The sequence below is a fragment of the Butyricimonas sp. genome (assembly GCF_019423355.1).
In the GTDB taxonomy this organism is placed as follows: domain Bacteria; phylum Bacteroidota; class Bacteroidia; order Bacteroidales; family Marinifilaceae; genus Butyricimonas; species Butyricimonas faecihominis.
Genome location: NZ_JAHZBP010000015.1, coordinates 45,740 through 70,920 on the forward strand (window position 1 = coordinate 45,740; position 25,181 = coordinate 70,920).

Annotated in this window: 26 protein-coding genes; 15 read left to right on the forward strand and 11 right to left on the reverse strand. The window is 40.7% G+C overall.

Going from position 1 to position 25,181, the window contains the following annotated elements:
- Positions 1-64 precede the first annotated feature (64 nt).
- The 8 genes from QVC79_RS16880 to QVC79_RS16915 all read left to right on the forward strand — a co-directional run bounded on the left by QVC79_RS16880 (position 65) and on the right by QVC79_RS16915 (position 6,381).
- A complete protein-coding gene (locus QVC79_RS16880) occupies positions 65-1,195 on the forward strand; it encodes a glycosyltransferase (RefSeq protein ID WP_124316232.1) in 1,131 nt (376 codons plus the stop codon).
- Entirely contained in the window at positions 1,186-1,806 is a 621-nt protein-coding gene (locus QVC79_RS16885; protein WP_027201599.1) for an RNA polymerase sigma factor, read from the forward strand. Before QVC79_RS16880 ends, QVC79_RS16885 begins: the two co-directional genes overlap by 10 nt.
- Positions 1,793-2,467, forward strand: a complete 675-nt coding sequence (locus QVC79_RS16890; RefSeq protein ID WP_124316230.1) for a hypothetical protein — start codon at positions 1,793-1,795, stop codon at positions 2,465-2,467. Before QVC79_RS16885 ends, QVC79_RS16890 begins: the two co-directional genes overlap by 14 nt.
- 89 nt (positions 2,468-2,556) lie before the next feature.
- On the forward strand, positions 2,557-3,150 hold the full coding sequence (locus tag QVC79_RS16895) for an OmpH/Skp family outer membrane protein (RefSeq protein WP_124316229.1): 594 nt from the start codon (positions 2,557-2,559) through the stop codon (positions 3,148-3,150).
- 99 nt (positions 3,151-3,249) lie between these two features.
- Positions 3,250-3,630: an SRPBCC domain-containing protein gene (locus QVC79_RS16900; RefSeq protein WP_124316228.1), complete on the forward strand. Its 381-nt coding sequence runs from the start codon at positions 3,250-3,252 to the stop codon at positions 3,628-3,630.
- 89 nt (positions 3,631-3,719) lie between these two features.
- On the forward strand, positions 3,720-4,967 hold the full coding sequence (locus QVC79_RS16905; RefSeq protein ID WP_124316227.1) for a YeiH family protein: 1,248 nt from the start codon (positions 3,720-3,722) through the stop codon (positions 4,965-4,967).
- Positions 4,968-5,106: 139 nt separating this feature from the next.
- Positions 5,107-5,763 carry a fructose-6-phosphate aldolase gene (fsa, locus tag QVC79_RS16910; protein WP_027201604.1) on the forward strand — a complete coding sequence of 219 codons (657 nt, stop codon included), beginning with the start codon at positions 5,107-5,109 and terminating at the stop codon, positions 5,761-5,763.
- A 9-nt stretch (positions 5,764-5,772) separates the two neighbouring features.
- Positions 5,773-6,381 carry an L-threonylcarbamoyladenylate synthase gene (locus tag QVC79_RS16915; protein WP_124316226.1) on the forward strand — a complete coding sequence of 203 codons (609 nt, stop codon included), beginning with the start codon at positions 5,773-5,775 and terminating at the stop codon, positions 6,379-6,381.
- 134 nt (positions 6,382-6,515) lie between these two features.
- On the opposite strand, the gene QVC79_RS16920 is transcribed toward QVC79_RS16915, so the two are convergent.
- The 6 genes from QVC79_RS16920 to QVC79_RS16945 all read right to left on the reverse strand — a co-directional run bounded on the left by QVC79_RS16920 (position 6,516) and on the right by QVC79_RS16945 (position 12,633).
- Positions 6,516-7,964, reverse strand: a complete 1,449-nt coding sequence (locus tag QVC79_RS16920; RefSeq protein ID WP_124316225.1) for a TrkH family potassium uptake protein — start codon at positions 7,962-7,964, stop codon at positions 6,516-6,518.
- Positions 7,961-9,304, reverse strand: coding sequence for a Trk system potassium transporter TrkA (gene trkA / locus QVC79_RS16925; RefSeq protein ID WP_087421583.1), 1,344 nt, complete (start codon positions 9,302-9,304; stop codon positions 7,961-7,963). Before trkA ends, QVC79_RS16920 begins: the two co-directional genes overlap by 4 nt.
- 64 nt (positions 9,305-9,368) lie before the next feature.
- Positions 9,369-11,297 (reverse strand): ComEC/Rec2 family competence protein, encoded by a 1,929-nt coding sequence (locus tag QVC79_RS16930; protein WP_287642525.1) that lies wholly within the window; start codon positions 11,295-11,297, stop codon positions 9,369-9,371.
- A gap of 103 nt (positions 11,298-11,400) precedes the next feature.
- The gene (def, locus tag QVC79_RS16935; RefSeq protein WP_087421585.1) at positions 11,401-11,955 is read right to left on the reverse strand and encodes a peptide deformylase; all 555 of its coding nucleotides are present in this window, start codon (positions 11,953-11,955) and stop codon (positions 11,401-11,403) included.
- A gap of 2 nt (positions 11,956-11,957) precedes the next feature.
- Positions 11,958-12,383: a Holliday junction resolvase RuvX gene (gene ruvX / locus QVC79_RS16940; protein ID WP_270595665.1), complete on the reverse strand. Its 426-nt coding sequence runs from the start codon at positions 12,381-12,383 to the stop codon at positions 11,958-11,960.
- Between the two features lie 4 nt (positions 12,384-12,387).
- Complete coding sequence (locus tag QVC79_RS16945) at positions 12,388-12,633, reverse strand: FtsB family cell division protein (RefSeq protein WP_239428311.1); 246 nt, start codon at positions 12,631-12,633, stop codon at positions 12,388-12,390.
- Positions 12,634-12,949: 316 nt separating this feature from the next.
- Here QVC79_RS16945 and QVC79_RS16950 point away from each other — a divergent pair, with 316 nt between their 5' ends.
- From QVC79_RS16950 to QVC79_RS16960, 3 genes are all read left to right on the forward strand, one after another.
- On the forward strand, positions 12,950-13,918 hold the full coding sequence (locus QVC79_RS16950) for a carbamate kinase (RefSeq protein WP_151412190.1): 969 nt from the start codon (positions 12,950-12,952) through the stop codon (positions 13,916-13,918).
- A gap of 133 nt (positions 13,919-14,051) precedes the next feature.
- A complete protein-coding gene (locus tag QVC79_RS16955) occupies positions 14,052-15,053 on the forward strand; it encodes an ornithine carbamoyltransferase (RefSeq protein WP_124316046.1) in 1,002 nt (333 codons plus the stop codon).
- Positions 15,054-15,216: 163 nt separating this feature from the next.
- Entirely contained in the window at positions 15,217-15,408 is a 192-nt protein-coding gene (locus QVC79_RS16960; RefSeq protein WP_124316047.1) for a hypothetical protein, read from the forward strand.
- Positions 15,409-15,445: 37 nt separating this feature from the next.
- On the opposite strand, the gene QVC79_RS16965 is transcribed toward QVC79_RS16960, so the two are convergent.
- Entirely contained in the window at positions 15,446-15,790 is a 345-nt protein-coding gene (locus QVC79_RS16965) for an STAS domain-containing protein (RefSeq protein ID WP_124316048.1), read from the reverse strand.
- Positions 15,791-16,031: 241 nt separating this feature from the next.
- On the opposite strand from QVC79_RS16965, the gene gcvT reads away from it, so the two are divergent.
- The 4 genes from gcvT (at position 16,032) to QVC79_RS16985 (ending at position 20,815) form a co-directional block, all read left to right on the forward strand.
- The gene (gene gcvT / locus QVC79_RS16970; RefSeq protein ID WP_124316049.1) at positions 16,032-17,129 is read left to right on the forward strand and encodes a glycine cleavage system aminomethyltransferase GcvT; all 1,098 of its coding nucleotides are present in this window, start codon (positions 16,032-16,034) and stop codon (positions 17,127-17,129) included.
- 225 nt (positions 17,130-17,354) lie between these two features.
- Positions 17,355-18,428, forward strand: coding sequence for a 3-phosphoserine/phosphohydroxythreonine transaminase (gene serC, locus QVC79_RS16975; protein WP_270595666.1), 1,074 nt, complete (start codon positions 17,355-17,357; stop codon positions 18,426-18,428).
- A gap of 104 nt (positions 18,429-18,532) precedes the next feature.
- Positions 18,533-19,450 carry a 3-phosphoglycerate dehydrogenase gene (locus QVC79_RS16980; protein WP_087421602.1) on the forward strand — a complete coding sequence of 306 codons (918 nt, stop codon included), beginning with the start codon at positions 18,533-18,535 and terminating at the stop codon, positions 19,448-19,450.
- A gap of 114 nt (positions 19,451-19,564) precedes the next feature.
- Positions 19,565-20,815, forward strand: a complete 1,251-nt coding sequence (locus QVC79_RS16985) for a DUF1015 domain-containing protein (protein WP_124316051.1) — start codon at positions 19,565-19,567, stop codon at positions 20,813-20,815.
- Positions 20,816-20,860: 45 nt separating this feature from the next.
- Here the strand turns inward: QVC79_RS16985 and QVC79_RS16990 are convergent, their stop codons facing one another.
- The 4 genes from QVC79_RS16990 to QVC79_RS17005 all read right to left on the reverse strand — a co-directional run bounded on the left by QVC79_RS16990 (position 20,861) and on the right by QVC79_RS17005 (position 25,160).
- Positions 20,861-22,201: an ABC transporter permease gene (locus QVC79_RS16990; protein WP_124316052.1), complete on the reverse strand. Its 1,341-nt coding sequence runs from the start codon at positions 22,199-22,201 to the stop codon at positions 20,861-20,863.
- Between the two features lie 117 nt (positions 22,202-22,318).
- Positions 22,319-23,239 (reverse strand): ABC transporter ATP-binding protein, encoded by a 921-nt coding sequence (locus tag QVC79_RS16995; RefSeq protein WP_124316053.1) that lies wholly within the window; start codon positions 23,237-23,239, stop codon positions 22,319-22,321.
- Between the two features lie 44 nt (positions 23,240-23,283).
- On the reverse strand, positions 23,284-23,598 hold the full coding sequence (locus tag QVC79_RS17000) for an acyl-CoA carboxylase biotin carboxyl carrier protein subunit (RefSeq protein ID WP_270595668.1): 315 nt from the start codon (positions 23,596-23,598) through the stop codon (positions 23,284-23,286).
- A gap of 17 nt (positions 23,599-23,615) precedes the next feature.
- Positions 23,616-25,160 carry an acyl-CoA carboxylase subunit beta gene (locus QVC79_RS17005; RefSeq protein ID WP_270595669.1) on the reverse strand — a complete coding sequence of 515 codons (1,545 nt, stop codon included), beginning with the start codon at positions 25,158-25,160 and terminating at the stop codon, positions 23,616-23,618.
- Positions 25,161-25,181: the final 21 nt, after the last annotated feature.

Sequence of the window (25,181 nt, forward strand, 5' to 3'; positions counted from 1 at the left end):
AAATCGCTATTAAGTAAGTATATTTGTCTGTTTTTTATGGATAAAAGAATGTTAATATAATGATATGGAGAGTTTGAGAGTCTTTTGGGGAGAACTGGAAGCTTTTAGGTATGGGGTAATACTTCTGTTTGTGTTGACACTCACCTACATCTATCACGTTATTCGTCGGTGTGTGATCGTGTCTCGCAAAGTAAAACCGATAGATAAACAAGAGCATGAAGGGGTGTCGGTTATCATCACGTCACACAATAATGCGGAGTGTTTGAGGCGGAATTTACCGAGTTTTTTGATGCAAGCATACGATAATTTTGAGGTGATTGTGGTCGATGAATGTTCAGAAGATGACACGCAGGATGTATTGACCGAGATACAGAAAGATTATCCACAGTTGAGGTGTACGCGAATATTCCCGGACACGAAATTCAGATTTACTAAAAAATTGGCTATAAATATAGGTGTATTGGCAGCCAAGCATGATATATTGTTGTTTTCAGAGATCAATTGCCGTCCCTCTTCCATGTATTGGGTGAAGACCATGGAGTCATATTTTGATGAAAACACGGCGGCTGTCGTCGGTTTTGCAAATTATGATTTCACCGAGCAAAACGTGAGAAATTCGCGTATGTTTCGTTTCTTGCGCTTTATAAAGATGATGGTCATGGTGAAAAATAAAAAATATATTTTTGGGGATGGATGTAACATGGCTTACCGAAAATCGTATTATATAGAAAACCGTGGGTTCGCGAAGAATTCACAATCGTATTTAGGATACGATAATGATATGGTTAGAGAATTATCAAGGTTTGGGGCAATAAAGATGACAAAAGATCCGGACTCGTATGTGATAATTGATAAGAGTGACAAAAAAGGAGAAATAAACGAAGTTTCATATTATTATGCTAACAAGATGAGATTGGCAATGACGGAGAGGATTATGATAGATGGCGATATGATCGTGCGTTTGTTCTTTTATTTGACAGCTATTTGTTTGATTGTCTTAGGTTTTTACCCAATATACGTGTTTCTTGTCATGTTGACAGTATTTTTAACGGATGTAATTTTGTTAAATATTTGCGCTATTTGTCTGAAACAAAAAAAATTATTCCTAACTTCGTTTATTATTAGTACGATCGGTTTTGTTTATCGAGTGTACGAAAATGGATATTCATTTTTTAACAAGAGGAAATGGAGTTAACAAACAACTTGTCAGAGAAAGCTCTTTATGATTATAAGGTCGTGAAGAGGGCAATAACGGGAGATGAACAGGCTTATGCCGAGTTATTTAAGAGGTATAAGGATTCAGTATATTTTATGATACTGAAGATGGTGAATAACAGAACTGATGCGGAAGATTTAATGTTCGAGGCTTTCGAGAAAGCTTTCACGAGTTTGAATTACTATTCGCCTCAGTTTGCGTTTAGTACGTGGTTATTCAAAATTGCCTCTAATAACACGATTGATTTTATTCGGAAGAAAAAAGCCAAAATTGTTTCTTTGGATAAGGATGATATAAACCCTGATGATCGCGGGTATATCAATAGTGTACCGGCAGACGTGTTGAATCCGGAAGAGGAGACGATCCGTAAGCAGCGAGCTGAATTTATGCGGGAAAAAGTTGCCATGTTGAAAGGGCGTTACCGTAAATTGATAGAATTACGTTATTTTGAAGAGTATTCTTATGAAGAAATTGCTCAAGAGCTGGCCATTCCGTTAGGAACCGTGAAAGCTCAATTATTCCGTGCGAGAGAATTGCTATTGAATATTTTGCAGAATAGTGAAATCGCCCGGGAAAATGAAAGAGTTTAGCCTTCTATTTTTTTTTATATTCTTTTGCTTGGGAGTGCAAGGGCAGAGCCAAGATAAAGGCAATGTGTTTGTCACGGGTGTAGTTTGTGACCGGGACAGTATACGGCCATTACCGGAAGCGATCTTTCGGCTGGGGAAAGAGGTTCGAGGGGTTGATAAACAAGGGCGATTTTCATTGAGTGTACAAGTGGGGGATACCTTGCGTTTTTCGCATATAGGCTATGTTCCCATGCAAGTTGTTATTCCGGATAGTTTAAGAGAAAATGATTTCTTACTGGGGGTTTTTATGGTACGAGATACTGTTTTACTGTCGGAAGTTTTAATCTTGCCGCGTTTCCTTACGGGGGATTACAAGTCGAATGCTTTTTTGATGAATGCCCAGAACAATCTAAATCAAGCTATACATGCTGCGTCAAAACCGGTGAAAGCGATGGATCAGGAAATGAACAGGCGTATGATGATCGAGGATTTTGCCCGTAAGGTAGAAATGAAAGGAATGGTTGATGTGAAGTTAGGTATTGGAACTCAGTCTATCACAGCATTACAAGGATTGATGCGGGCTCGTCGGCAGGCGGAGAGAGGGAAAGTCATTAATATTGAGGAAATAGACCTGTTAAAGAAAATTTTTTATATAGAAAAAAGAGAAAAATCGGATAACTAAAGGAAGAAAGATTATCTTTGTATTCGAAACAAGCCTCGTGTGGGCCGAGATTTCAATGAATCGATTTATTAATAACAAAGTTACATTTTATGAAGAATTTGTCGATAGGATTAAATGTGTTATTGTTGATTGCTGTGATAGTTTTGTATATTTTGCATTTCAGTGGAAATAGTAAAAGTACGAGCAATCAAGGCGGTACTGTAACTATGAACGCTGATGCAAGAATTGTCTACATTAACATGGACACATTGCTTAACAATTATACTCAATCGAGAGAGTTGAATGAAGCGTTTTTAAAGAAATTGGAAGCCAATCGGACAGAGTTGAACATAAAAGTGAAGAACTTCGATCGTGAGGCTGCAGAGTTTCGGAATAAAGTGGAAAACGGTGGTTTTATGACTCGTGAAAGAGCCGAACAAGCCCAGATGGATTTGATGATCAAACAACAAAATTTGCAGAAATTGCAACAGGAAATGACCGAAAATGCTCAACGCGAGCAAATGGAAATAAACCGGAAGTTGTATGATGCGATCACAAATTTCTTGACAGAGTATAATAAAGCGAAAGGTTTCCAATTAATACTGAGTACGACGTTAGGCGGTAACGTGCTTTTCGCGCAAGAGGGATTTGATATTACCAATGATGTGGTAAATCAACTAAATGAACAATATAAGAAGAAATAAATAATAGCGAAGTGTGATAGAAGTCATTTTATCACACTTCTTGTTTGTTAGGTCCATAATAGTTGAGTCTTCGGTTTAAAGTCTATATTTTTATTATAAATGAATTTTAAATATACAATTGATATTACGGCTGATCCGGAGGAAGTCTTTACGGCATTGACGAATCCTTTTCAAATCGAACTGTGGAGTGGTTATCCCGCGGAAATGAAAGCAGAGGAAGGATTCGTGTTTTCTTTATGGGAGGGAGATATTTGTGGCGTGAATCTGGAGGTAAAGTCCAATCATTTGCTTGTTCAAGAATGGTTTTTCGGGGAGACGGATCAACGTTCTATTGTGACCATTAAATTAAAAAAAGACGGTCCCCGGACTCGTGTAGAATTAGAACATACAAATATTCCAGATGAGGTCTTCGAGGAGATCGTTGAAGGTTGGAAAGAGTATTACTTGGGTTCTATTAAGGGCCTATTGGAAATGTACTAATTCAGAATCAGTAAAAATACGGATTATTTTTTTGATTCTCGGTATTAACTTTGCCACAGAAATTATTCACTAAATTAATAAATTTCCAGATGAGCAAGTTAAAGATTTCCGAAGATTGGACCTCTACTATCGTGGGGTGGTTTATAATTCTTTTAGTCGTATTTCAATTAAAACCTCATTGGCCTTCTTTCAGTTGGCTGGATGCTGACGCATTAATGAATAAGGTTTTCACGTTGGATAACGTGGGACATGCTCTGATTGTTTTCTGTTTTATGTTCCTGATGGCATTGATTGCCGGGTTATTTACGGGTAAAAAATTGAAAATGATTGCTGCAAGTTTTCCGGTCGTGTTCTTCCTTACGCTTTTGGCCATGGTTGTCGGAGGAAATAAATTTCTAAAGGATTGGGGATTTGAAACCGTGATATTTAGTTTATTGATAGGACTTTTCATTAGTAATATATTTTATATTCCCAAGTGGTTGAAGGAGTCACTTTCTTCTGAACTATTCGTGAAGATCGGTTTGGTGTTACTTGGGACGACTGTACTCTTTGATGATTTGTTGAAAGCCGGGGCATTAGGATTGATTCAATCTTGTGTCGTTGTCTTTACCGTATGGAATTTCTGCTTTTGGTTATGTCGTAAAATGAAAATTGACAAAGAAATGTCATTGATGCTTTCCAGTGCTGTGTCCATTTGTGGCGTGTCTGCGGCTGTTGCTACTGCCGGAGCTATCAAGGGGGACAAAACAAAATTGTCATACGTGGTATCGTTAGTGTTGGTCGTGGCCGTGCCGATGATTTTGATCATGCCCGGTTTGGCTAAGTTGATGGGATTACCTGAGGATATGGCAGGGGCTTGGATTGGGGGAACGATTGACACGACCGGGGCCGTGGCTGCAACCGGAGCTATATATGGAGAAGTAGCCTTGCAGACAAGTACGATCGTGAAGTTCTCACAGAACGTGTTATTGGGAGTTGCGGCCTTCTTAATTAGTATTTATTGGTCTTATTCGAAGAAAGAGGTTACAGAAGAGAAACCGACGTTAAAAGTAATTTGGTTACGTTTTCCGAAATTCGTGTTGGGATTTGTTGCGGCTTCTCTTGTTTTTTCATTCTGCGTTGCTCCAGAGGTCGTGTCTGATGCTAAACCAATTTTGAAGAATATTCAAGGTATGTGGTTTGCCTTGGCATTTATGTCTATTGGGTTGGAGACGGATTTCAAAAGCTTGATAACCTCTGAAAATCGTCGTTCTACGTATGCTTTTCTGGGGGCGCAAGCGTTTAACGTGGTATTTACTTTATTTGTAGCCTGGATTCTTTTCGGACTAATCGCGTAACGGAGTTATAGAGTTTATAAGGTTACTTTATAAACTTTATGAACCTTGTGAACTTTATAAACTAAATATGATCGGATTACAGATATTGTTTGTAATTTTGTCCGTGATATTGAAGTTAAACAATAAAACCAGATAGAATATGAAATTTTTTATTGATACGGCAAATCTTGACCAGATTCGCGAGGCAAATGACCTTGGTGTGTTGGATGGTGTAACCACCAATCCGTCTTTAATGGCAAAAGAGGGTATCAAAGGTGACGAGAATTGTAGAAAACATTACGTTGAGATTTGCAATATCGTGGATGGTGATGTAAGCGCAGAGGTGATTGCGACTGATTATGAAGGTATGATTAAAGAGGGGGAGGAATTAGCCGCTTTGCACCCGAATATCGTGGTAAAAGTACCTTGTATTGCTGATGGCATTAAGGCTATCAAATATTTTACCAACAAGGGAATCCGTACGAATTGTACGTTAGTGTTCTCTCCGGGACAGGCTTTGTTGGCTGCTAAAGCTGGTGCAACTTACGTGTCTCCTTTCGTGGGACGTTTGGATGACATCAGTAGTGATGGGATCGAGTTGGTGGAAAAGATCGTGGATATGTATGCTTATTATGGTTTCAACACGCAAGTATTGGCCGCTTCAATTCGCCACACACAACATATCATTCAATGTATTGAGGCTGGGGCGGACGTTGCAACCTGCCCGTTGAGTGCGATCAAAGGTTTGTTAAAACACCCGCTGACGGATTCCGGTTTGGCTACGTTCTTGGCTGATCATAAGAAAGTGAATTCATAATTTACGATCATGCTTGTACGTTTATTCGAGGACAATCCCAATGATCGGGAGATTCGAAAGATCGTTGAGCTCTTGCGTGATGGTGGTGTTATCATTTACCCGACGGACACGATTTACGCGATCGGGTGTGATATAAATAGCGTGAAGGCCGTTCAACGGGTTTCGGCTATTCGTGGTGTGAAAGCAGAGAAAGCAAATTTCTCGATGATCTGTAAGGATCTGGGAAACATCGCTGCTTATGCAAAAGTAAGTAATGAAGAGTTTCGGTTGATGAAACAATATTTACCGGGACCATATACTTTTGTGTTGCCGGCTACCAGTAAGTTGCCCAATGTCTTAATGAATAGACGTAAAACAATAGGTATTCGAATACCCAAAAATTTTATTGTTCAGGCTATTGTCGAAGAGCTGGGCGGACCTTTGCTGACCACTTCTGTGAAAGCTGCTGAAGGAGAAGTCGAGGAATATATCACTGATCCGGAATTGATTCATGAGAAGTATAATCGTCTAGTTGATCTGGTCATAGACGGAGGATATGGGAATAATATTCCTTCGACAGTGATTGATTGTACGGGGGATGAAATTATTGTCACGAGGCAGGGATTGGGTGAATTGTAGGATATTTTTTAAGAATAGAGAGGCAGATAATTTCATCCGCCTCTCTATTCTTTTAGTAACGAGGTATTCCGGAATCTAAGCTCCGAAAATACCTCTCTTTGGGTGAGATCCAAATTATCTTGTGGGGGTAGAGATTACTTTTTCCAGAATGTTTTACTGAATAGAACGAGAACCGTGAATATTTCCAGACGTCCGACCATCATCAGAATGGATAAAAATATCTTGGCAAAGTCGTGTAGATTCGCAAAATTGTCCATAGGTCCAATCTCTCCAAATCCGGGACCCACGTTACTCATACTAGAGATAACAGCGCTACAAGCTGTGGCTATATCCTGAGTAAATAGTGACATGATTAGGCTGGAGATAGCGAAAATAAACATATACAGGATAAAGAAGCCCATCACTCCGGTCATAATATTGGGGTGAACGCTTTTCCCGTTATACTTGACATTGATAATTCCGTTAGGATGAATGATCCGTTTCATTTCGATAAACGAGTTTTTGAATAATAGATTGAGCCGGATACATTTTAAGCCACCCGAAGTTGAACCAGCACAGGCCCCGATGAATAAGAGTGCAAAGATGATGGCACCCGTGAGAGGTGGCCATAATAGATAGTCTGCGGTAGCGAATCCCGTTGTTGTCAGAATGGTAACTACTTGAAATATAGATTCTCGGATGCTTAATTCTAAGTTTGCATAACCGTTTAGGAATAGAACGATTGCGATGATTGCACTGGCTCCTAACGTGATGTAAAGATATAATTTGAACTCTTCATCATGAAACAATTTGCGGAATTTGCCGTGCAACATGACATAGAGTAAGCCGAAATTCGTTCCGGCAATGAACATGAATATAATGACCACATATTGGATGTATGCGGAGTCCCAATAGGCAAGGCTGGCTTGTTTGGTCGAATATCCTCCAGTAGCCATTGTTGTGAATGCGTGACAGATGGCATCAAAGAGATCCATATTTCCCAATAACAGTAAAATAGCTTGGGCAGCAGTTAGTGAAATATAGAGATACCACATACGTCGGGCTGTTGATTTGAAGGTTGCCGTAAATTTGTCATGTGTCGGACCTGGTACTTCGGCTACGAAGAGATCACGTCCCTCGATTCCCAAGCCGGGGATGATAGCTAAAAGTAACACGATGATACCCATACCGCCCATCCATTGAGTTAGGGAGCGCCAGAATAGAGTGGCATGTGGTAAGGCCTCGACGTTGTTTATTACCGAGGAACCTGTTGTTGTGAAACCGGACATGGTTTCGAATATGGCGTCAACAATTGACGGAATTGTTCCTCCGAATAAGTAAGGTAAGCAACCGAAGATGGTGAAGATGATCCACGTGCAGGTTACAATAAAATAGCCGTCTTTTTTAGCAAGTACCCGGTCTTTGACTTTCACTGTAAATGTCATGAGGCTCCCGACTCCCAGCGTGATGATCGCAGAGTAAACGAAAGCCATGAGATCGTTCTCCCCGTATATCAAGGCGACAATAATGCATAAGATAAGGAATGCGCTTTCTACAAATAATAGTTTCCCTATGATGTTGGTAATGAACCTAAAGTTGATCATTTTTGAAACAATTTGATTACTTTCTTCACGGCACTAGGTAAGGCGAAAATGACTACCTTGTCTCCTGCCTCGATCTGTACGTCTCCTTTAGCTATAATGGCATCTCCGTTACGGATAACACCCCCGACAGTTGCATTCTCCGGAAAATTCATATCTGCCAAAGTTTTACGGGTGATCTTGGAACCCGGTTCTGCTGTAACTTCGAAAACCTCAGCTTCCGAGAACGTGAGGAATTTCAAATGCTTTACATCCACGTTCATCGTGTAACGATAAATATGAGAGGCTGCAATTAATTTCGTGTTCACGAGAGTGCCAATACCGATGTTTTCTGCCAGATCAATGTAGTCGATATTCTCGACTTCAGCCACGCTCTTTTTTACCCCGAGCTTTTTAGCTAACAAGCAGGACAGAATGTTGGTTTCGGACGAGTGGGTTACACTGATAAAGGCATCCGTGTTTTTTATTCCCTCTTCTCGTAATAAGGCCAAATCTCTTCCGTCACCATTGATTACCAGCGTGGATTTTAATTTGTCGGCGATGAGAATACATTTCTCCCGATCCTTTTCGATAATCTTCACGTTGTAATTTTTCTCTAACAGGGAAGCCGTTTTGATACCGATACGAGAACCTCCCACGATAACAACATTCTTAACTTCATATTGTGATTTGCCACAAAGAGCGAATACATTGGGGACGTAGAAAGGCTTGGTTACAATAAATACCAAGTCTCCATAGCGGAAAGAGTCATTCCCTCGCGGGATAATAGTGTGGTCTGCTCGTTTGATAGCCACGACGCGGAAATGCTGGGCACCGTAACGTTCTGCCATTTTTATCAAGGTTAAGTTGAGTACCGGGGCATTCTCCCAAAGTTTGATTCCTAATAATTGCAGGCGGCCATCAGAGAATTCGTGTAACTGCCTTGAACCACTCTGTTTTAAGGAGGCTACAATTTCTTCCGCAGCCAATCGTTCCGGGTAAATCAGCGAATCAATACCGATCATTTTCAAGTACTCTTTGTTCTCGTCTTCCAAATATTCACTATTGTTTACCCGGGCAATGGTTTGTTTGGCCCCGAGTTTTTTAGCCAAGATCGCTGAATTGATATTTTGATCTTCTTGGTGATTGACTGCAATAAACAAATCACACTTGTGTACTCCTGCATCTTTCAATGCACCAATTGAGGTACAAGATCCCACAATTGACATAACATCCAATTGATTACCCAGTAATTCCAATTTTTCTTCATCGCTGTCAATCAGCATGATATTATGTTCTTGCTTGCTAAGCATATTCGCGAGATGTGTCCCCACTTCTCCTGCTCCCGCTATGACTATGTCCATTTTAGTTAGGTGTTAATTAACGAGCAAAATAAAGCATTATAATCCGAATTCCATAAAAAAATACCTATATTTTCAAGATAATTGTTCCCACTTCGCTTGTCTTGAAAAACGGGATCTGGTTCTTGAGACAGAACTTTTGCCAAGCTTGCGTGCAGCGACCCGTGTTCGAGTTGTCCATGATAATTTGCTGCGGATGGAACTTGAGTGAGTCGGGTGGGTAAATATTTTCGGTAATGATGACAATGTCTTCATTCGAAAATGTAGGGTAAGTGTGGTCAATTATTGATATAGAACATTGAGGAGATGACAGGTGATTCCGAATGAATTTTATTTGTTGTCCGACAAAAGCCTCATGGGTGGGTAAAGCTTGTAAGTGATTGGCTGTGATATAAGTGGACAAACCGTCATCGGGATTCGTGGTTTTGAGGTAAGTGTAATAACCCTTGTAATTCAATAAAATAGCAGAATGTTTGTAGAGATTACGAATCACGATTTCCTGATGGTTTTGGATATAGTACGTGAAACAGCCATGAAAAATGAGCAATATACTCATGCTATAACAGATAAATCTAAGGACGTGACGTTTTCTCGTGATTAAATAAATGATGCTAAGGATGATGATGAGGTAAAATAGTATGACGTGAGTTGCCGTTGGGTATAAATCCGGTAAGTTTATCACGACTCTGGAAAATAGTTGTAGGCTGAAAATAAATAGGTGTGCTAGACCTATGATGATATATGACAAGTAAAAACTGATGAATCCCGGTAATGCAAGTAGCATGATTCCTCCATATAAAAGAAAAGATGCGGTGGGTACTGCGATAAGGTTTATGAAGATACTGTTCAAACTGATGGAATGGAAATAATAAGCCATGATGGGTAGTGTCATGATCTGTGCAGAAAAACTGATGCAAAGTAGCGTGTATAATGGGCGAATGAACTTGTGCATCTTTTTAATTTGCATCAACGGGTAAATTAAAATGATTCCGGTGTAGGCCGCGTATGACATTTGGAAACTGACAGAATAGAGTAATTCCGGATTGATAAGAAGTGAAAAAAAGGCCGCAGCGGCAATGGCATTCGAGGGAATTGTTTCTTGCTTGAATGCCTCTCCAATCGTAATAAAGCTTAGGATGGTTGCTGCTCTACAAGCAGAGGGGGAGAGGCCGGTAATGCAGGCGACGAACCATATTAGCGGAATCAGAATCAAACGGGATTTTCTACTTTTAAAATGGAATAACCTTAATAGGCACAAGAAAAATGCGAATATGGCTCCTATATGTAATCCTGATATGGCAAGAATGTGAATCGTTCCCGTGTTTTGGAATAGTTCTTTCGTGGCGGAAGTAATTTCTTGTCTACATCCTAGGCAAAGAGCTGCTAATAGCTTGTATGTCGTGCTATCTGGGATGACCTGTTGTAGTTTAGTTGCTAAGTTATTTCGAATCATGTGACACACAGAATAAAGGTCTTGCGAGTGTCCGGTTTTATGGATTTCACCAACCGGAAAGCCTTTGGCCTGTATACCTTGGTGTTGTAAGTAGTTGTTGTAATTGAAATCATGGCGATTATGTGAGGTTTGTAAAGGGTATAATCTTATCAGCCCGGAAAGGGAATCCCCAACCGAGACTTTCATGGAATCTGGAATTTGTAAATACGTGCATAAATGAGGTGAGGAGATAACAAGCTTTCCGGGGGAAAGAATTTGATTGCAGCGTCCTGTTAATTGATAAGTTTCGCCTGAAATGATCGGGGGTGTCTTGGTATCCGATAGATATATCCCCGTGGAGAAAAGTCCGGTAAAAGCGAGTAGTACAAACGGAAGTCCGGAACGAACTTTCTGGATAATGAAAAGCAGGGAAAAAGATATAATAATGACACCTAAAATGAATGTCGAAGGAAAGCTTGATAAATATTGACTGGCAGTAATTCCCAAGATCAACGGGATCACGAGAAAGAGAAAAGGAAATCTATGCCAGTAAATAGGACGCAAACTAATTTCAAATTTTAGATTTTAAATTGAATGATTGACTGGCTCAAACAAGATAAGGTCCGAAGAATTCATGGATGTTATGAACCTTACGGACCTTATAAACTTACTTGGGTAATACTACCCTGTAACTTTGTTTGAATTTTCCGGCACTGATGTTATTCAGTTTTCCTTTGAGTAAACGTTTTTTCAATGCAGACAGGTGGTCCGTGAAGACAATCCCATCCAGATGATCGTATTCGTGCTGGATAATGCGGGCGCGAGTTCCCGTGAATTCTTCCACGTGTTCCACCCAGTTTTCATCCCGGTAGGCAATTTTTATCCGGTCTTTTCGCATAACATCTTCATGGATACCGGGAATACTTAGGCAACCTTCATTGAAGGGTACATCATCTCCCGAACGCTCTAAGATATGCGCATTGATAAAAGCTTTTTTAAAATCCTTGCAATCCGGATCCAGTTCCTCGAACGGGGAGCCGTCGATCACGAAAATACGAATGTTTTTTCCAATTTGCGGGGCAGCCAGTCCGACTCCATCTGATTCGTACATTGTTTGCCACATATCGTCGAGTAATTTACTCAATCCCGCATATTCCGGGGTGATGTCTTCGGAAACTTTCCGAAGAACCGGATGTCCATAAATGTAAATAGGTAAAAGCATTTTTAAATATTCAGATTTCTTTGTGATTCCATATACGATTGCAATATAATCGTGGCACTAATAGCATCGATTATCGCTTTGTCTTGACGTTGTTTCTTTTTTGCCCCACCTTCAATCATGGCTTTGTGGGCCAGTACGGAAGTGAAACGTTCGTCATACATAACGATGGGTATATCCGGTAGCTTACGACCGAGAGCGGTAAGAAAAGGTTTGATGTAGGTCATGCTTTTCGAATCCGTGTTGTCCATCTGCTTTGGATGTCCCACGACAATCAAATCTACTTTCTCTTTCGAGCAATAGTCCTGCAAAAATTGCAATACCTCATGTGATCTGACCGTGGTTAGACTGTTGGCAATAATTTGGCATGGATCGGTAACGGCTATGCCCACTCTCTTTTTCCCGTAATCAATAGCAATAATTCTTCCCAATCGATTATTCCTTTACAATGATGAAAATATCCTCGTTTTCTTTCTTCATTAAATACTGCTCTCTAGCAAACTTCTCAAGGTTATCCCGGTTTCCCAACAACTCTTCTTTCTTACGTTTGTCCTCTTCTATCTTCTCCCGGTAATACTTTTGTTCGTTCTCCAATTGGTTGATTTTTGAACGCAACTGTAACCGATCGATAAAACTGTATTTATCGAACAGAGCGATCCAGATAACAAATAACAGCCCCACGAAAGTGTATTTGTTTGCAAATCGCTGGAACAAATTTCTTGATGATAGTTTGTTTTCGTTTTGCATATCGCAAAGGTACAAAAAAAGAGACGGTTAAGAGAAATAAATGATAAATTTTTTCCGAATGGTCAAAAGTCCGGTTTTTACGCTGCATATTTATAAAAACGGGGAGAATATTTATACAGTAATTTGATTTACAGTGTTTTATGTTTTGATAAAAAAGGATTTTACCTATTTTTTGTATAACTAATTTCGCTAGCTTTGTGAACGCAGAATTTTTCGAATAGAAAAGAAGATAATAAATAAAATACGAGTAATGGAAAAAAAATTAGCAGTTATCGCGTTGGGAGGTAATGCTCTTTTGAGAGGAAATCAAAAAGGTACTATTGAAGAGCAAAATGCCAATACCATCGACACTTTGGAGAATTTGGTATATTTAATAAAAGAAGGATATAATCTGATTATTTCTCATGGAAACGGTCCTCAGGTTGGAAACGTTTTGATGGATAACGCTGCCGGTGTGGAGAAATATGACAATGCCGCTATGCCATTGGATGTTTGTGTGGCTTTCACGCAAGGACAAATCGGGTACATGATTGAACGTAATTTACGTAATATCTTGAAAGAACACGGGCTGCAACGTAACGTGATCTCCATGGTGTCACAGGTGATTGTTGACAAGAACGATCCGGCTTTACAGAATCCGACCAAACGGGTAGGAAAAATTTACATGAAGGATGAGGCTGATAAATTAGCTCAAGAGAAAGGTTGGGTGTTCAAAGAAGAGATCAAGGTAGAAGGTGGTTGGCGTCGAGTGGTTCCTTCGCCGGATCCGAAAGATTTTATGAATGCTGATTTGGTAGAGCGTTTGGCTCGTGAAGGAAACATCGTGATCACGACCGGTGGGGGTGGTATTCCGGTATATATTGATGAGAAAGGTGATATTCAACCGATCGAAGGGGTAATCGACAAGGATTTGGCTTCAGCCATGGTTGGAACCCGTGTAAAAGCGGATGAATTCTATATTTTGACGGATGTGCCTTATATTTATAAGGATTACAAGAAACCAACAGAGAAAAAATTGGAATTCCTTGATTATGCCGATACGATGAAGTATTTGGAAGAGGGAGTTTTTGCGGAAGGTAGTATGGCCCCGAAAATTCGGGCTTGTTTGCGCTTCGTGAAAGCCGGAGGGCAAAAATCCGTTATCACGGAGGCAACCAAGTTGGAAGATCGGAGATATGGTTCCAAGATTACAATGGAATACGAGGATGACAGAAGATAATTGAGAATTTAAAACTAAGAATTGGTTTTAGTTTTCGTTAGGATATATTATTTTTGACCGTTTTTATAAAAGAAAGATGCTTGTTATTTTTCAATTTGAAATTTAAAATCATAAATCTAAAATAAATAAAGTTATGGCTTTTAATTTGAGAAACAGAAACTTTTTGAAGTTATTAGACTTCACTCCGAAAGAGATTAAATACATGTTGGATTTGGCTGCTGATTTAAAGAAAGCAAAATATGCCGGCACCGAGCAACCTCGTTTGAAAGGTAAGAATATCGCTTTGATATTCGAGAAAACTTCAACTCGAACCCGTTGCGCTTTTGAAGTTGCAGCTTATGACCAAGGTGCTCATGTAACTTATCTTGGTCCTTCCGGATCTCAAATTGGAGTAAAAGAATCTATGGCTGATACGGCTCGCGTATTGGGACGTATGTTTGATGGTATCGAGTATCGCGGTTTTGCTCAGGATATTGTTGAAGAATTGGCTCGTTATGCAGGAGTTCCGGTATGGAACGGTTTGACCAATGAATTCCACCCGACTCAGATTCTGGCAGACTTTTTAACGATGATGGAGCATACCGACAAACCGTTGAATAAAGTGACTTTCGCTTATCTTGGTGATGCTCGTTTCAACATGGGTAACTCGTTGATGGTAGGTGGAGCTAAAATGGGTATGGATGTTCGTATTGTTGCTCCGAAAGAATTGCAACCGGATGCAGAATTGGTTGCTACTTGCAAGGCTATTGCAGAAGAGACTGGCGCTACTGTTACTATCACGGATAATGTAGAAGAAGGTGTGAAAGGTTGCGATTTCTTGTACACTGACGTATGGGTATCTATGGGCGAGCCTGCAGAAGTATGGGCAGAGCGTATCAAATTGTTGACCCCGTACCAAGTGAATAAGAGAGCTATGGAATTGACTGGAAACAAGAACTGCAAATTCATGCACTGCTTGCCGGCATACCATAACTTGGAAACCCAAGTAGGTCGTGACGTTTACAAACAATTCGGAATGAACGGATTGGAAGTAACCGAGGAAGTATTCGAATCAGAGAACTCCATCGTGTTCGACGAGGCAGAAAACCGTATGCACACGATCAAGGCTGTGATGGTTGCTACTTTGGGTGACTAATTACGTATAGGTCTTTTTACTAAGAATATATTCCGGGCGGTCCTGTCGTAGAAATTCGACAGGGCTGCTCTTTTTGTTTCCTTATGATGTTCGTGGTTGAGAAATACACGTAATACAATTAAAAATTATTTGTGAGGAAGGTTATTCTTCTGCTGACGATCAGGTGTATGCCGTGTTGTACGAAACCGTGTTGAAGAGAGGTAAGCTTATTTTGTTGAGAGCTCGTGGAGAGAACGGGAACACGAGTGAATCCTTGCCGGAAGAGTGGGATCCTGCGAATGTGAAAGGATATGCTTTTGCTACCACGAAAAATGGAAAGGCTGCATCGGATAGCGTTTGTCTGACGATAGCTTGATAAAAAGTGAAGCCTCCTGAAAGGGAGGCTTTATCTTTTATTTCGCATAGTCTGCCATGCAACTTTCACGGGTTCCGGTGATGTCGAAGATCACTTGCAGGTGCAAAAGTTCAAATATTTTCAACACTTCCGGTGTGAGGTTACAAAGTTTCAGGCTGGAACCGACACTTTTCGCTGTTTTGAAAAGAGCGATGATACAACCGATGGCGCTACTATCTACAAATTCAATGTCGTGAAAGTCGAAGAGCATTCGACAATCTTTATTATTTAACAAAGGTCTAAGTTCCGTTTTCACTTCGTCAGCCGACGCTAACGTGAAACGAGTCACGTCTACGAATTCGACAATGGTGATACCATTTTGTTCTGTTACTTTTAGAATCATTGTTTAATTAGTTTCTAAGGATTAATATGTAGTAAATTTATTCACAGTTGAATTAAGCAAAAGTAATCATTTTTACCGAGATTGCAAATAAGTTTACGGGCGGTTTGTTTCTGATTTCGAAGATTCAATTGACGTGCTAATATTTTTTTAGAAAGGGTAGGCAAGAACAATAAAAGTTTTAACTTTGCAGAGTGTTATTGTTATACTTTATAATATAATGAATATTTAAACGATATAAAAAATGAAGACTACTCCATTTACACATTTCCATGAGGAGCTTGGGGCAAGAATGGCTCCTTTTGCCGGCTACAATATGCCGATTGAATATACCGGTATTAAAGACGAACACAACACGGTTCGTGAAAAAGTGGGTGTATTTGATGTTTCTCACATGGGTGAATTTTGGGTAAAAGGCCCGAAAGCTTTCGAATTGGTACAGAAACTTACTTCTAACGATGTGGCGGCTCTTACGGATGGCAAGGTTCAATATAGCTGTTTCCCAAATGAAACGGGAGGTATCGTGGATGACCTTTTGGTATATCGTTTCAGCGCCGAGAAATATTTGTTGGTTGTGAATGCGGCCAATATCGAGAAGGACTGGGCATGGTGTACGAAATGGGCAAAAGAATTAGGTATGAACGTGGATACCGATTTGGAAAACGCTTCTGATAATATTTGCCAGCTTGCTGTTCAAGGTCCTTTGGCATTGAAAGCAATGCAAAAATTAACCACAGCTAACGTGGTAGATATGGAATATTATACTTTCCAAGAGATCCCGTTTGCAGGAATCGATAAAGTGATTTTCTCCACGACCGGATATACCGGGGCGGGTGGTTGCGAGATTTATGCATACGTGAAAGATGCCGAGAAACTTTGGCATGCCGTGTTTGAGGCTGGGGCTGAATTCGGAATCAAACCTGCCGGGTTAGGTTCTCGTGATACCTTGCGTCTGGAAGCAGGTTTCTGCTTGTACGGACACGAAATTGACGATGATCATTCTCCTATCGAGGCTGGTTTGGGCTGGATCACGAAATTCGTGCCGGGAAATGATTTCATTAACCGTGCTTATCATGAAAAAATGAAAGCGGATAAGCCGAGCCGTTACATGAAGCCGTTCGAACTTCAAGATAAGGGTATTGCTCGCCAAGGATACGTAATCGAGGATGCAGAAGGAAACGAGATCGGGGTAGTTTGCTCCGGAACTGTTTCTCCTTGGACCGGGAAGTCAATCGGTACGGGATACGTGAAGAGTGGTTTCCACAAGCTGGATACGGAGATCTTCATTCGTGTAAGAAACAAAGCTTTGAAAGCTAAAATTGTCAAGACCCCGTTCTTTTAGTCGGGTGCTTTTGAGCTAGACGATAACTAAGCACCCGGGAACGGGTGCTTAGTCTTTTTATAGAAGCAAAAACGTTTTCGAAGATGTTGAAGCTGTTGATTATTAGGCGGTAATAAAAACGAATAAAAATTACGGAAAAAAGTCTTTTATATGGACTTATTTTGCATCTTTGTAACGCGATTGCAAACAAGATTTTAATTAATTATCTACTTAAATATTTTAGAGATGAGAAAACACATTTTTAATGCCGGACCATGTAAATTGCCGGATTCTACATTGGAAAATGTATCAAAAGCAGTATTAGAGTTCGGTAACACGGGACAATCAATCATGGAAGTGTCTCACCGTTCTGCAGATTTTCAAGCTGTTTACGAAGAGGCTGTTGCCTTGTTCAAAGAAGTATTGAATATTCCGGAAGGATACTCGGTTCTTTTCTTGGGTGGTGGTGCTAGTATGCAGTTCTGCATGATCCCCTTCAACTTCTTGAAAACGAAAGCTGCCTATGTAAATACCGGAACTTGGTCAACTGCAGCTATTAAAGAGGCTAAAATGTGGGGTGAAGTTGAAATCGTTGCTTCTTCTGAGGCTGATGGATTTACTTATTATCCTGAATTCACGATTCCTTCAGACGTGGATTACATGCACATCACTTCAAACAACACGATCCGCGGTACGGAAATTTTCTATGATCCGACTTCTCCGGTGCCTTTGATTTGTGATATGTCTTCTGATATTTGCAGCCGTCCGGTTGACGTGTCTAAATATGCCATGATCTATGGTGGATGCCAGAAGAACCTCGGACCTGCCGGTGTTACCTTCGTGATCATTAAAGATGATTTCTTGAACAACGTGGTAGCAGACAGAATGATCCCGACTATGTTGAGATACAAAACTCACGTGGATAAAGAATCAATGTACAACACTCCTCCATGTATCAATATTTTCGGGGTGAAAGAAACCTTGAAATGGGTAAAAGCAATGGGTGGTGTTGAAGTTATGGAGAAATTAGCTATCGAAAGAGCTGACATGCTTTATGCTGAATTGGAAAGAAGCAAAGTATTCCGTCCGGTTGTAAAAGAAGGTTCTCGTTCAAGAATGAACATTCCTTTCTTGTTAAGAGAAGGATACGAGTCATTGGAGAAAGAATTCCTTGATTTCGCTAAGACTAAAAACTTGGTAGGATTGAAAGGACACCGTTCAGTAGGTGGATTCCGTGCTTCTACTTATAACGCTTGTACAATCGAAGACGTGAAAGCTTTGGTTGCTGCAATGCAAGAATTTGAAGCAAAACATATCTAATAATTGACGATTTACGATTTCGGATGTAGAATTGTCTTTCATGAAAATGAAGGCAATGATGGTCTGAAATCGTAAATCTTTTTTCATTTAAAATTGTAATTATCATGACTAAAGTATTAATCGCTACAGATAAACCGTTTGCTCCGGTTGCCGTTAACGGAATCAGAGAAATCGTAGAGGCTCAAGGATATGAGTTAGTTTTATTAGAAAAATATACTTCACAAGACGAGTTGATCGCTGCCGTTGCTGATGTTGACGCTATGATCATCCGTTCAGACAAAGCTACCAAAGAAGTAATCGAGGCTGCTAAGAATTTGAAAGTAATCGTTCGTGCCGGTGCAGGATATGATAACATCGACTTGGCTGCTTGTACTGCTCACAATGTTGTGGCTATGAACACTCCGGGACAAAACTCAAACGCTGTGGCCGAGTTGGCTTTCGGTATGATGGTTTATATGGCTCGTAACTTCTTCAACGGAAAATCAGGTTCCGAGTTGAAAGGTAAGAAGATCGGTATCCACGCTTACGGGAACGTTGGACAAAACGTTGGACGTATCGCTCGCGGATTCGGAATGGAAGTTTACGCTTTCGACCCGTTCATGACTGATGAGCAAATCAAAAATGCCGGGGCAACCCCGTTACATTCAGCTGAGGAAATGTACAAGATGTGTCAATACATCTCTTTGCATATCCCGGCAACAGAACAAACCAAGAAATCAATCAATTATGATTTGTTGAAAGATATGCCGAAGGGGGCTGTTTTGGTGAACACCGCTCGTAAGGAAGTTATCGACGAGGAAGGTTTGGCTAAATTGATGGAAGAAAGAGCTGATTTCCACTATATCACGGATATCGCTCCGGATTGTGATTGTTTCAGCAAATTCGAAGGCCGTTTCTTCGCTACCCCGAAAAAGATGGGCGCTCAAACAGAAGAGGCTAACGTTAACGCAGGATTGGCTGCTGCTCACCAGATCGTGAACTTCATAGAGAAAGGTGACGAGAAATTCAGAGTAAACAAATAAATCAATTTTAGATTTACGATTTATGATTCTGTGATTTTTCACGACGCTATTTGAAGCGTGGATCTGTGTGGTTGGAATCATTAAATCGTAAATCGTTAAATCATAAATATACTTATGGCAATAGTAAAACCATTCAAAGGATTACGTACACCATCTCAAGAAGTTTGTGAGGAATTGGCGTGTCTACCTTACGATGTGATGAATTCAGAGGAAGCCGCACAAATGGCTGCAGGAAAACCTCGTTCATTATTACATGTTACCAGAGCTGAGATTGACTGCCCTGCAGGAACTGATATTCACTCCGAGACTGTTTATAACAAGAGCGTGGAGAATTTCAATATGTTTCAGGAAAAGGGATGGTTGGTTCAGGATGAGGATGCTAAATTTTATATCTACGCCCAGACTATGGACGGAAGAACTCAATATGGTATCGTAGGTTGTGCCGCTTGTGAGGATTACATGAACGGAATTATCAAGAAACACGAGTTGACTCGTCCGGATAAGGAAGAGGATCGTATGATCTTGACCCGTTATGTAAAAGCTAACTTGGAACCGGTATTCTTTGCTTACAAGGCTGTTCCGGAAATCGACGCTATTGTTGAGGACATCGTGAAGAGTAGGAAAGCTGACTATGATTTCGTGGCAGAGGACGGATTCGGTCATCACTTTTGGGCTATCAACTGCCCGGAGACCAACAAACGTTTGGAGGAATTATTTGCAACAAAAGTTCCTTACACGTATGTTGCTGACGGACACCATAGAACTGCTGCTGCTGCTCGTATCGGTGCCGAGTTCAAATCAAAGAACCCGAACCACGATGGTACGGAAGAATATAATTTCTTCATGGCTGTTCACTTCCCGGATCATCAGTTGAAAATCATTGATTACAACCGTGTTGTAAAAGATTTGAACGGTTTGACCGAAGAGCAATTGTTGGCTAAATTGGGTGAACATTTCACGGTTGAAGATATGGGTACGGAGATTTACCACCCGGCTAAATTACATGAATTCAGCATGTACTTAGGCGGAAGATGGTATAAATTGACGGCTAAACCGGGAAGTTACGATGATAATGACCCGATCGGAGTATTGGACGTAACGATCCTTTCTAACCATGTATTGGCTGACATCTTAGATATTCAAGATTTGCGTACTTCTAAACGGATTGATTTCGTGGGCGGTATTCGCGGATTGGGTGAATTGAAACGTCGTGTTGATAATGGCGAGATGAAAGTGGCTTTCGCTTTGTATCCTGTTTCTATGGAGCAATTGATCAATATTGCCGATACCGGTAATATCATGCCTCCGAAGACGACTTGGTTCGAGCCGAAACTTCGTTCTGGAATGGTAATCCACAAGATCTAATAAGACTGGACTCAATAAAAAAGCGACTCGAAAGAGTCGCTTTTCTTATGCTTTATAGCGAAGCCATTTGTATAATTCTTTCCATGTGACTTTCTTCCCGTACATGAGGATACCTACCCTGTAAATCTTACCGGATAACCACGTGAAGAAAAGGAAGGAACCGACGAGTAAACCCATTGAAGTGATGATTTCCCATGCAGGAACACCAAACGGTATACGTACAAGCATGACGACCGGAGAGGTGAATGGGATGAGAGAACTCCAGAATACCATGGGTGATTCGGGGCTTTTCATGGCAGCAACACCGATGTAAAGGGCGACAACCAGAATGATAGACAGAGGGGTCATGAATTGCTGGGAGTCCGTTTCATTATCAACGGCTGCTCCAATGGCGGCAAATAATGATGCATATAATAAATATCCTCCGATGAAATAGAATAAGAAGGCTCCCACAAATTTCAAGATAAACATGGGATCAATGGTTTTTACCAGATTTTGGATGATTGCCAATTGTTCGGGGTTAATTTCCGTTCCTTGAGCAAACATATTTAGGTCGTTGGCATTTTTTAAAGCTTCCAAGTCAAGATTCGGCATGAAGAAAGCTTGAGAAATTAAAATAATACCTCCTCCCAAAACAATCCATATCAAAAATTGTACAAGTCCCACGGCTGCCACACCGATAATCTTTCCCAACAGGAACTGGAAGGGTTTTACCGAAGAAACTAACACTTCAATAATCCGATTAGTTTTTTCTTCGATAACACCTTTCATTACTTGAGAGGCATACATGAAAATAAAGAAGTAGATGATTAGCCCGGCAACCAGTCCGATAATTGACGTGATTTCGGACGAACTTTCTTTGGCATCTCCAGTGTCCGTGACAAGTAATGTCCTCACCAGTACGGGAGTTTTGGTGGCATCCAATTCCGTTTCCAAATCCGGCATCTGAGTTTTAGCGATCACTTCAGCACGTTTGACAGTTTCTATTTTCTGGCGTAATTGTGATGCAATCTCGTTTTTCAATTCCATGGGAACTTGAGACGTTGAGAATACCGGGATTTCGGCATGGGTCATGACATTGGCCGGGATGCGGGTAATGGCGTAAAAATCGTTCTTTTTCAGAAAATCAATATAGTCTGTTTCCGGTATCTCCTGATCGATATACGTGAAACTCGTGTTATTGATTTTTTGAAGCGGGGTTTCTAACGTTGATTCGTTGATAACGGCAATTGTACGCTCTTGGCTGTCGTCTCGTAGTAGCATCCACATGAGGAAAGCGTAGAATAACGCGAACAGGATCGGGACAAAAATGGTGACGACAAGGAAGGTCTTTTTACGGACTCTTGTGGTAAATTCCCGGTTTATGATAATGAGTATCTTGTTCATTTTAATTGAAAATTGAAAATTGAAAATTGAAAATGAGGTTTGGGAAACGTCATTCTGATTTTCAATCTGGGATAATTATTTTAATTTAAAATTTGAAATCATAAATCTAAAAATTATTTAGGCTTGCTCTTTTACGAGTTTTATAAAGATATCGTTCATGCTGGGAATGATCTTTTGATAAGAGATGATGTCTGTTTGGGGCAGGACTCTTGACAAAAGGGTGTTTGCCGGGCAATAAGTGTTTTGTTGCAAAATAATATCCTGACGGTCTCCTTCGACACGTTGAGATACTATCTCGAATTCTGAGCCGATTGTTTGTGCGGGTGAGAATTCTGGGTTGTAACGACAGCTGAGCTGGTATGTGTTACTGGCATACTTTTCACGAATCTGATTGATTGGTCCCTCGATGATCTTGCGTGATTTGTTGATTAAGGCGATATGGCTACAGATTTCTTCTACCGATCCCATGTTGTGTGTGGAAAAGATGATGGTTGTTCCTTTCTTGCGTAATTCGAGAATTTCCCGTTTCAGTAATTCAACGTTGATGGGGTCGAAACCGCTAAAGGGTTCGTCAAAAATCAGCAATTCCGGTTCATGAAGTACCGTGGTGATAAATTGTACTTTTTGTGCCATACCTTTGGATAGTTCTTCTACTTTTTTATCCCACCAAGCTTCAATCTCGAATTTCTCGAACCACATTTTAAGACGGACGATCGCCTCGTGTTTACTGATTCCTTTTAAGCGAGCCAAGTAAACGGCTTGTTCTCCGACTTTCATTTTTTTGTAGAGTCCTCGCTCTTCCGGAAGGTAACCAATCCGGTTGACATCAGACGGTTGCAGATGTTCATTTCTGAAAAATATTTCTCCTGAATCAGGGGCTGTGATTTGGTTAATAATTCGAATTAAGGAAGTTTTTCCGGCTCCATTAGGGCCTAGTAGCCCGTAGATGGCTCCCTCCGGGATATTGATTGACACGTCATCCAATGCCTTGTGGTTTGCATAGGTTTTGACGATGTTCAAGGCTTTGAAGAAACTCATAATCGGATATTTGTCAAAGGCTGCCGATTCGGCAGCCTTTGAAGTTATTTTATTTCAAACATTAAAGCGTCTTTAGGAAGTTTATCTCCTTTATTGACATGGATTTTTGTGATGGTGCCACTGATTGGAGCCAATATTTTGTTGTGCATTTTCATGGCTTCCAAGAGGCAAAGCAAGTCTCCAGCTTTAACTTCTTGACCTTCTTTCACGTACAGATCGATGATAGATCCCGGTATGTACGTGATAACGGCTCCCGGATCGGGTTTTTCCCATTGTTTCCGATGAATGAATTTCTCGGTGAATTGGGTTTTATATTGCAAGCCGTCGATTTCTAATAAATCGTATTTTGGTGTACTCATCGTGGTATAATTTTAGTTTAAAATGGAGGAATTCCATGTTTTTTAGCCGGAGTTAATACCGACTTGTTGCTGGATACCTCGATGGAGTGTTTCAGAATCTTACGGGTTTCTTCGGGTTCAATCACTGAGTCGATATAGCCTTTGGATGCGGCCACGTAAGGATTTGCGAATTTTTCACGATATTCGGCAACCTTGATTTTACGCATTTCTTCAGGATTTTCGGCAGCCATGATCTCTTTTTTAAAGATGATATTGGCAGCACCTTCCGGTCCCATTACTGCAATTTCTGCCGTCGGCCATGCGAACATGAAGTCAGCTTTTAAGTGACGTGAGTTCATGGCGATATAACCACCACCATATGCTTTTCTAAGGATTACGGTAATTTTGGGTACCGTAGCCTCGCTATATGCATAAAGAACTTTCGCCCCGTGACGGATAACACCCATGTGCTCTTGTTCAACTCCCGGCAAATATCCCGGCATATCCTCGAAGGTTACGATCGGAATATTGAAGGCATCGCAGAAACGGATGAAACGTCCGGCTTTATCAGAAGAGTCACAGTCTAATACTCCGGCAAGTACAGAAGGCTGGTTAGCCACGAAACCGATAGTCTCCCCGTCGATACGCCCGAATCCGACAACGATGTTTTTAGCGAACTCTTGTTGAATTTCCAAGAAGTCTGAATCATCGGCAACAGCACGGATTACATCGCGTACGTCGTAAGGTTGGGTAGGATCAGACGGAATGATTTTCTCGATCTTGTATTCCGGTCTTGGTGGCTTGGAGGGGAAAGGTTTAGCCTTAGCCTCGTTACTCCAGGGAATGAATGTCAACAATTTTTTGATCTGTTCGAAACACTCATACTCTGAATGAGCGAAGAAATGGGCATTACCACTGATTTCACTGTGAACTCTAGCTCCTCCGAGTTCTTCCATAGTCACGACTTCTCCTAATACCGTTTTTACAACTTCAGGTCCGGTAATAAACATTTTGGAAATGTTGTCTACCACGAACACGAAGTCGGTCAAGGCGGGAGAGTATACGGCTCCACCAGCGCAAGGACCGAGGATTACAGATAATTGAGGAATTACTCCGGACGCTTGGGTGTTACGGAAGAAAATTTCTCCGTATCCGGCTAAGGAGTCAACACCTTCTTGAATACGAGCTCCACCAGAATCGTTGATTCCGATCAAGGGTACTCGCATTTTTAAGGCATGATCCATGATTTTAGTGATTTTACGAGCATGCATCAAACCAAGAGAACCTCCGGCTACGGTGAAATCTTGCGCATAAATACATACAGGTTCTCCATAGATTGTTCCGGTACCAATGATGACACCATCACCATGAAGAACTTTCTTATCCATATCAAAATCTTTGGACTGATGCTCAACGAACATGTCGTACTCATGGAAAGAGTCTTTGTCCAAAATTGCTTCAATACGCTCCCGGGCTGTCAATTTCCCCATTGCAGCTTGCTTCTTAATCGCCTCTTCGCCACCTCCTTGAAGAACAATTTCTTTTCTCTTTCTTAAATCAAGAACATTTCTTTTAAGTGACATAAGTATTATTTTTTATTTATA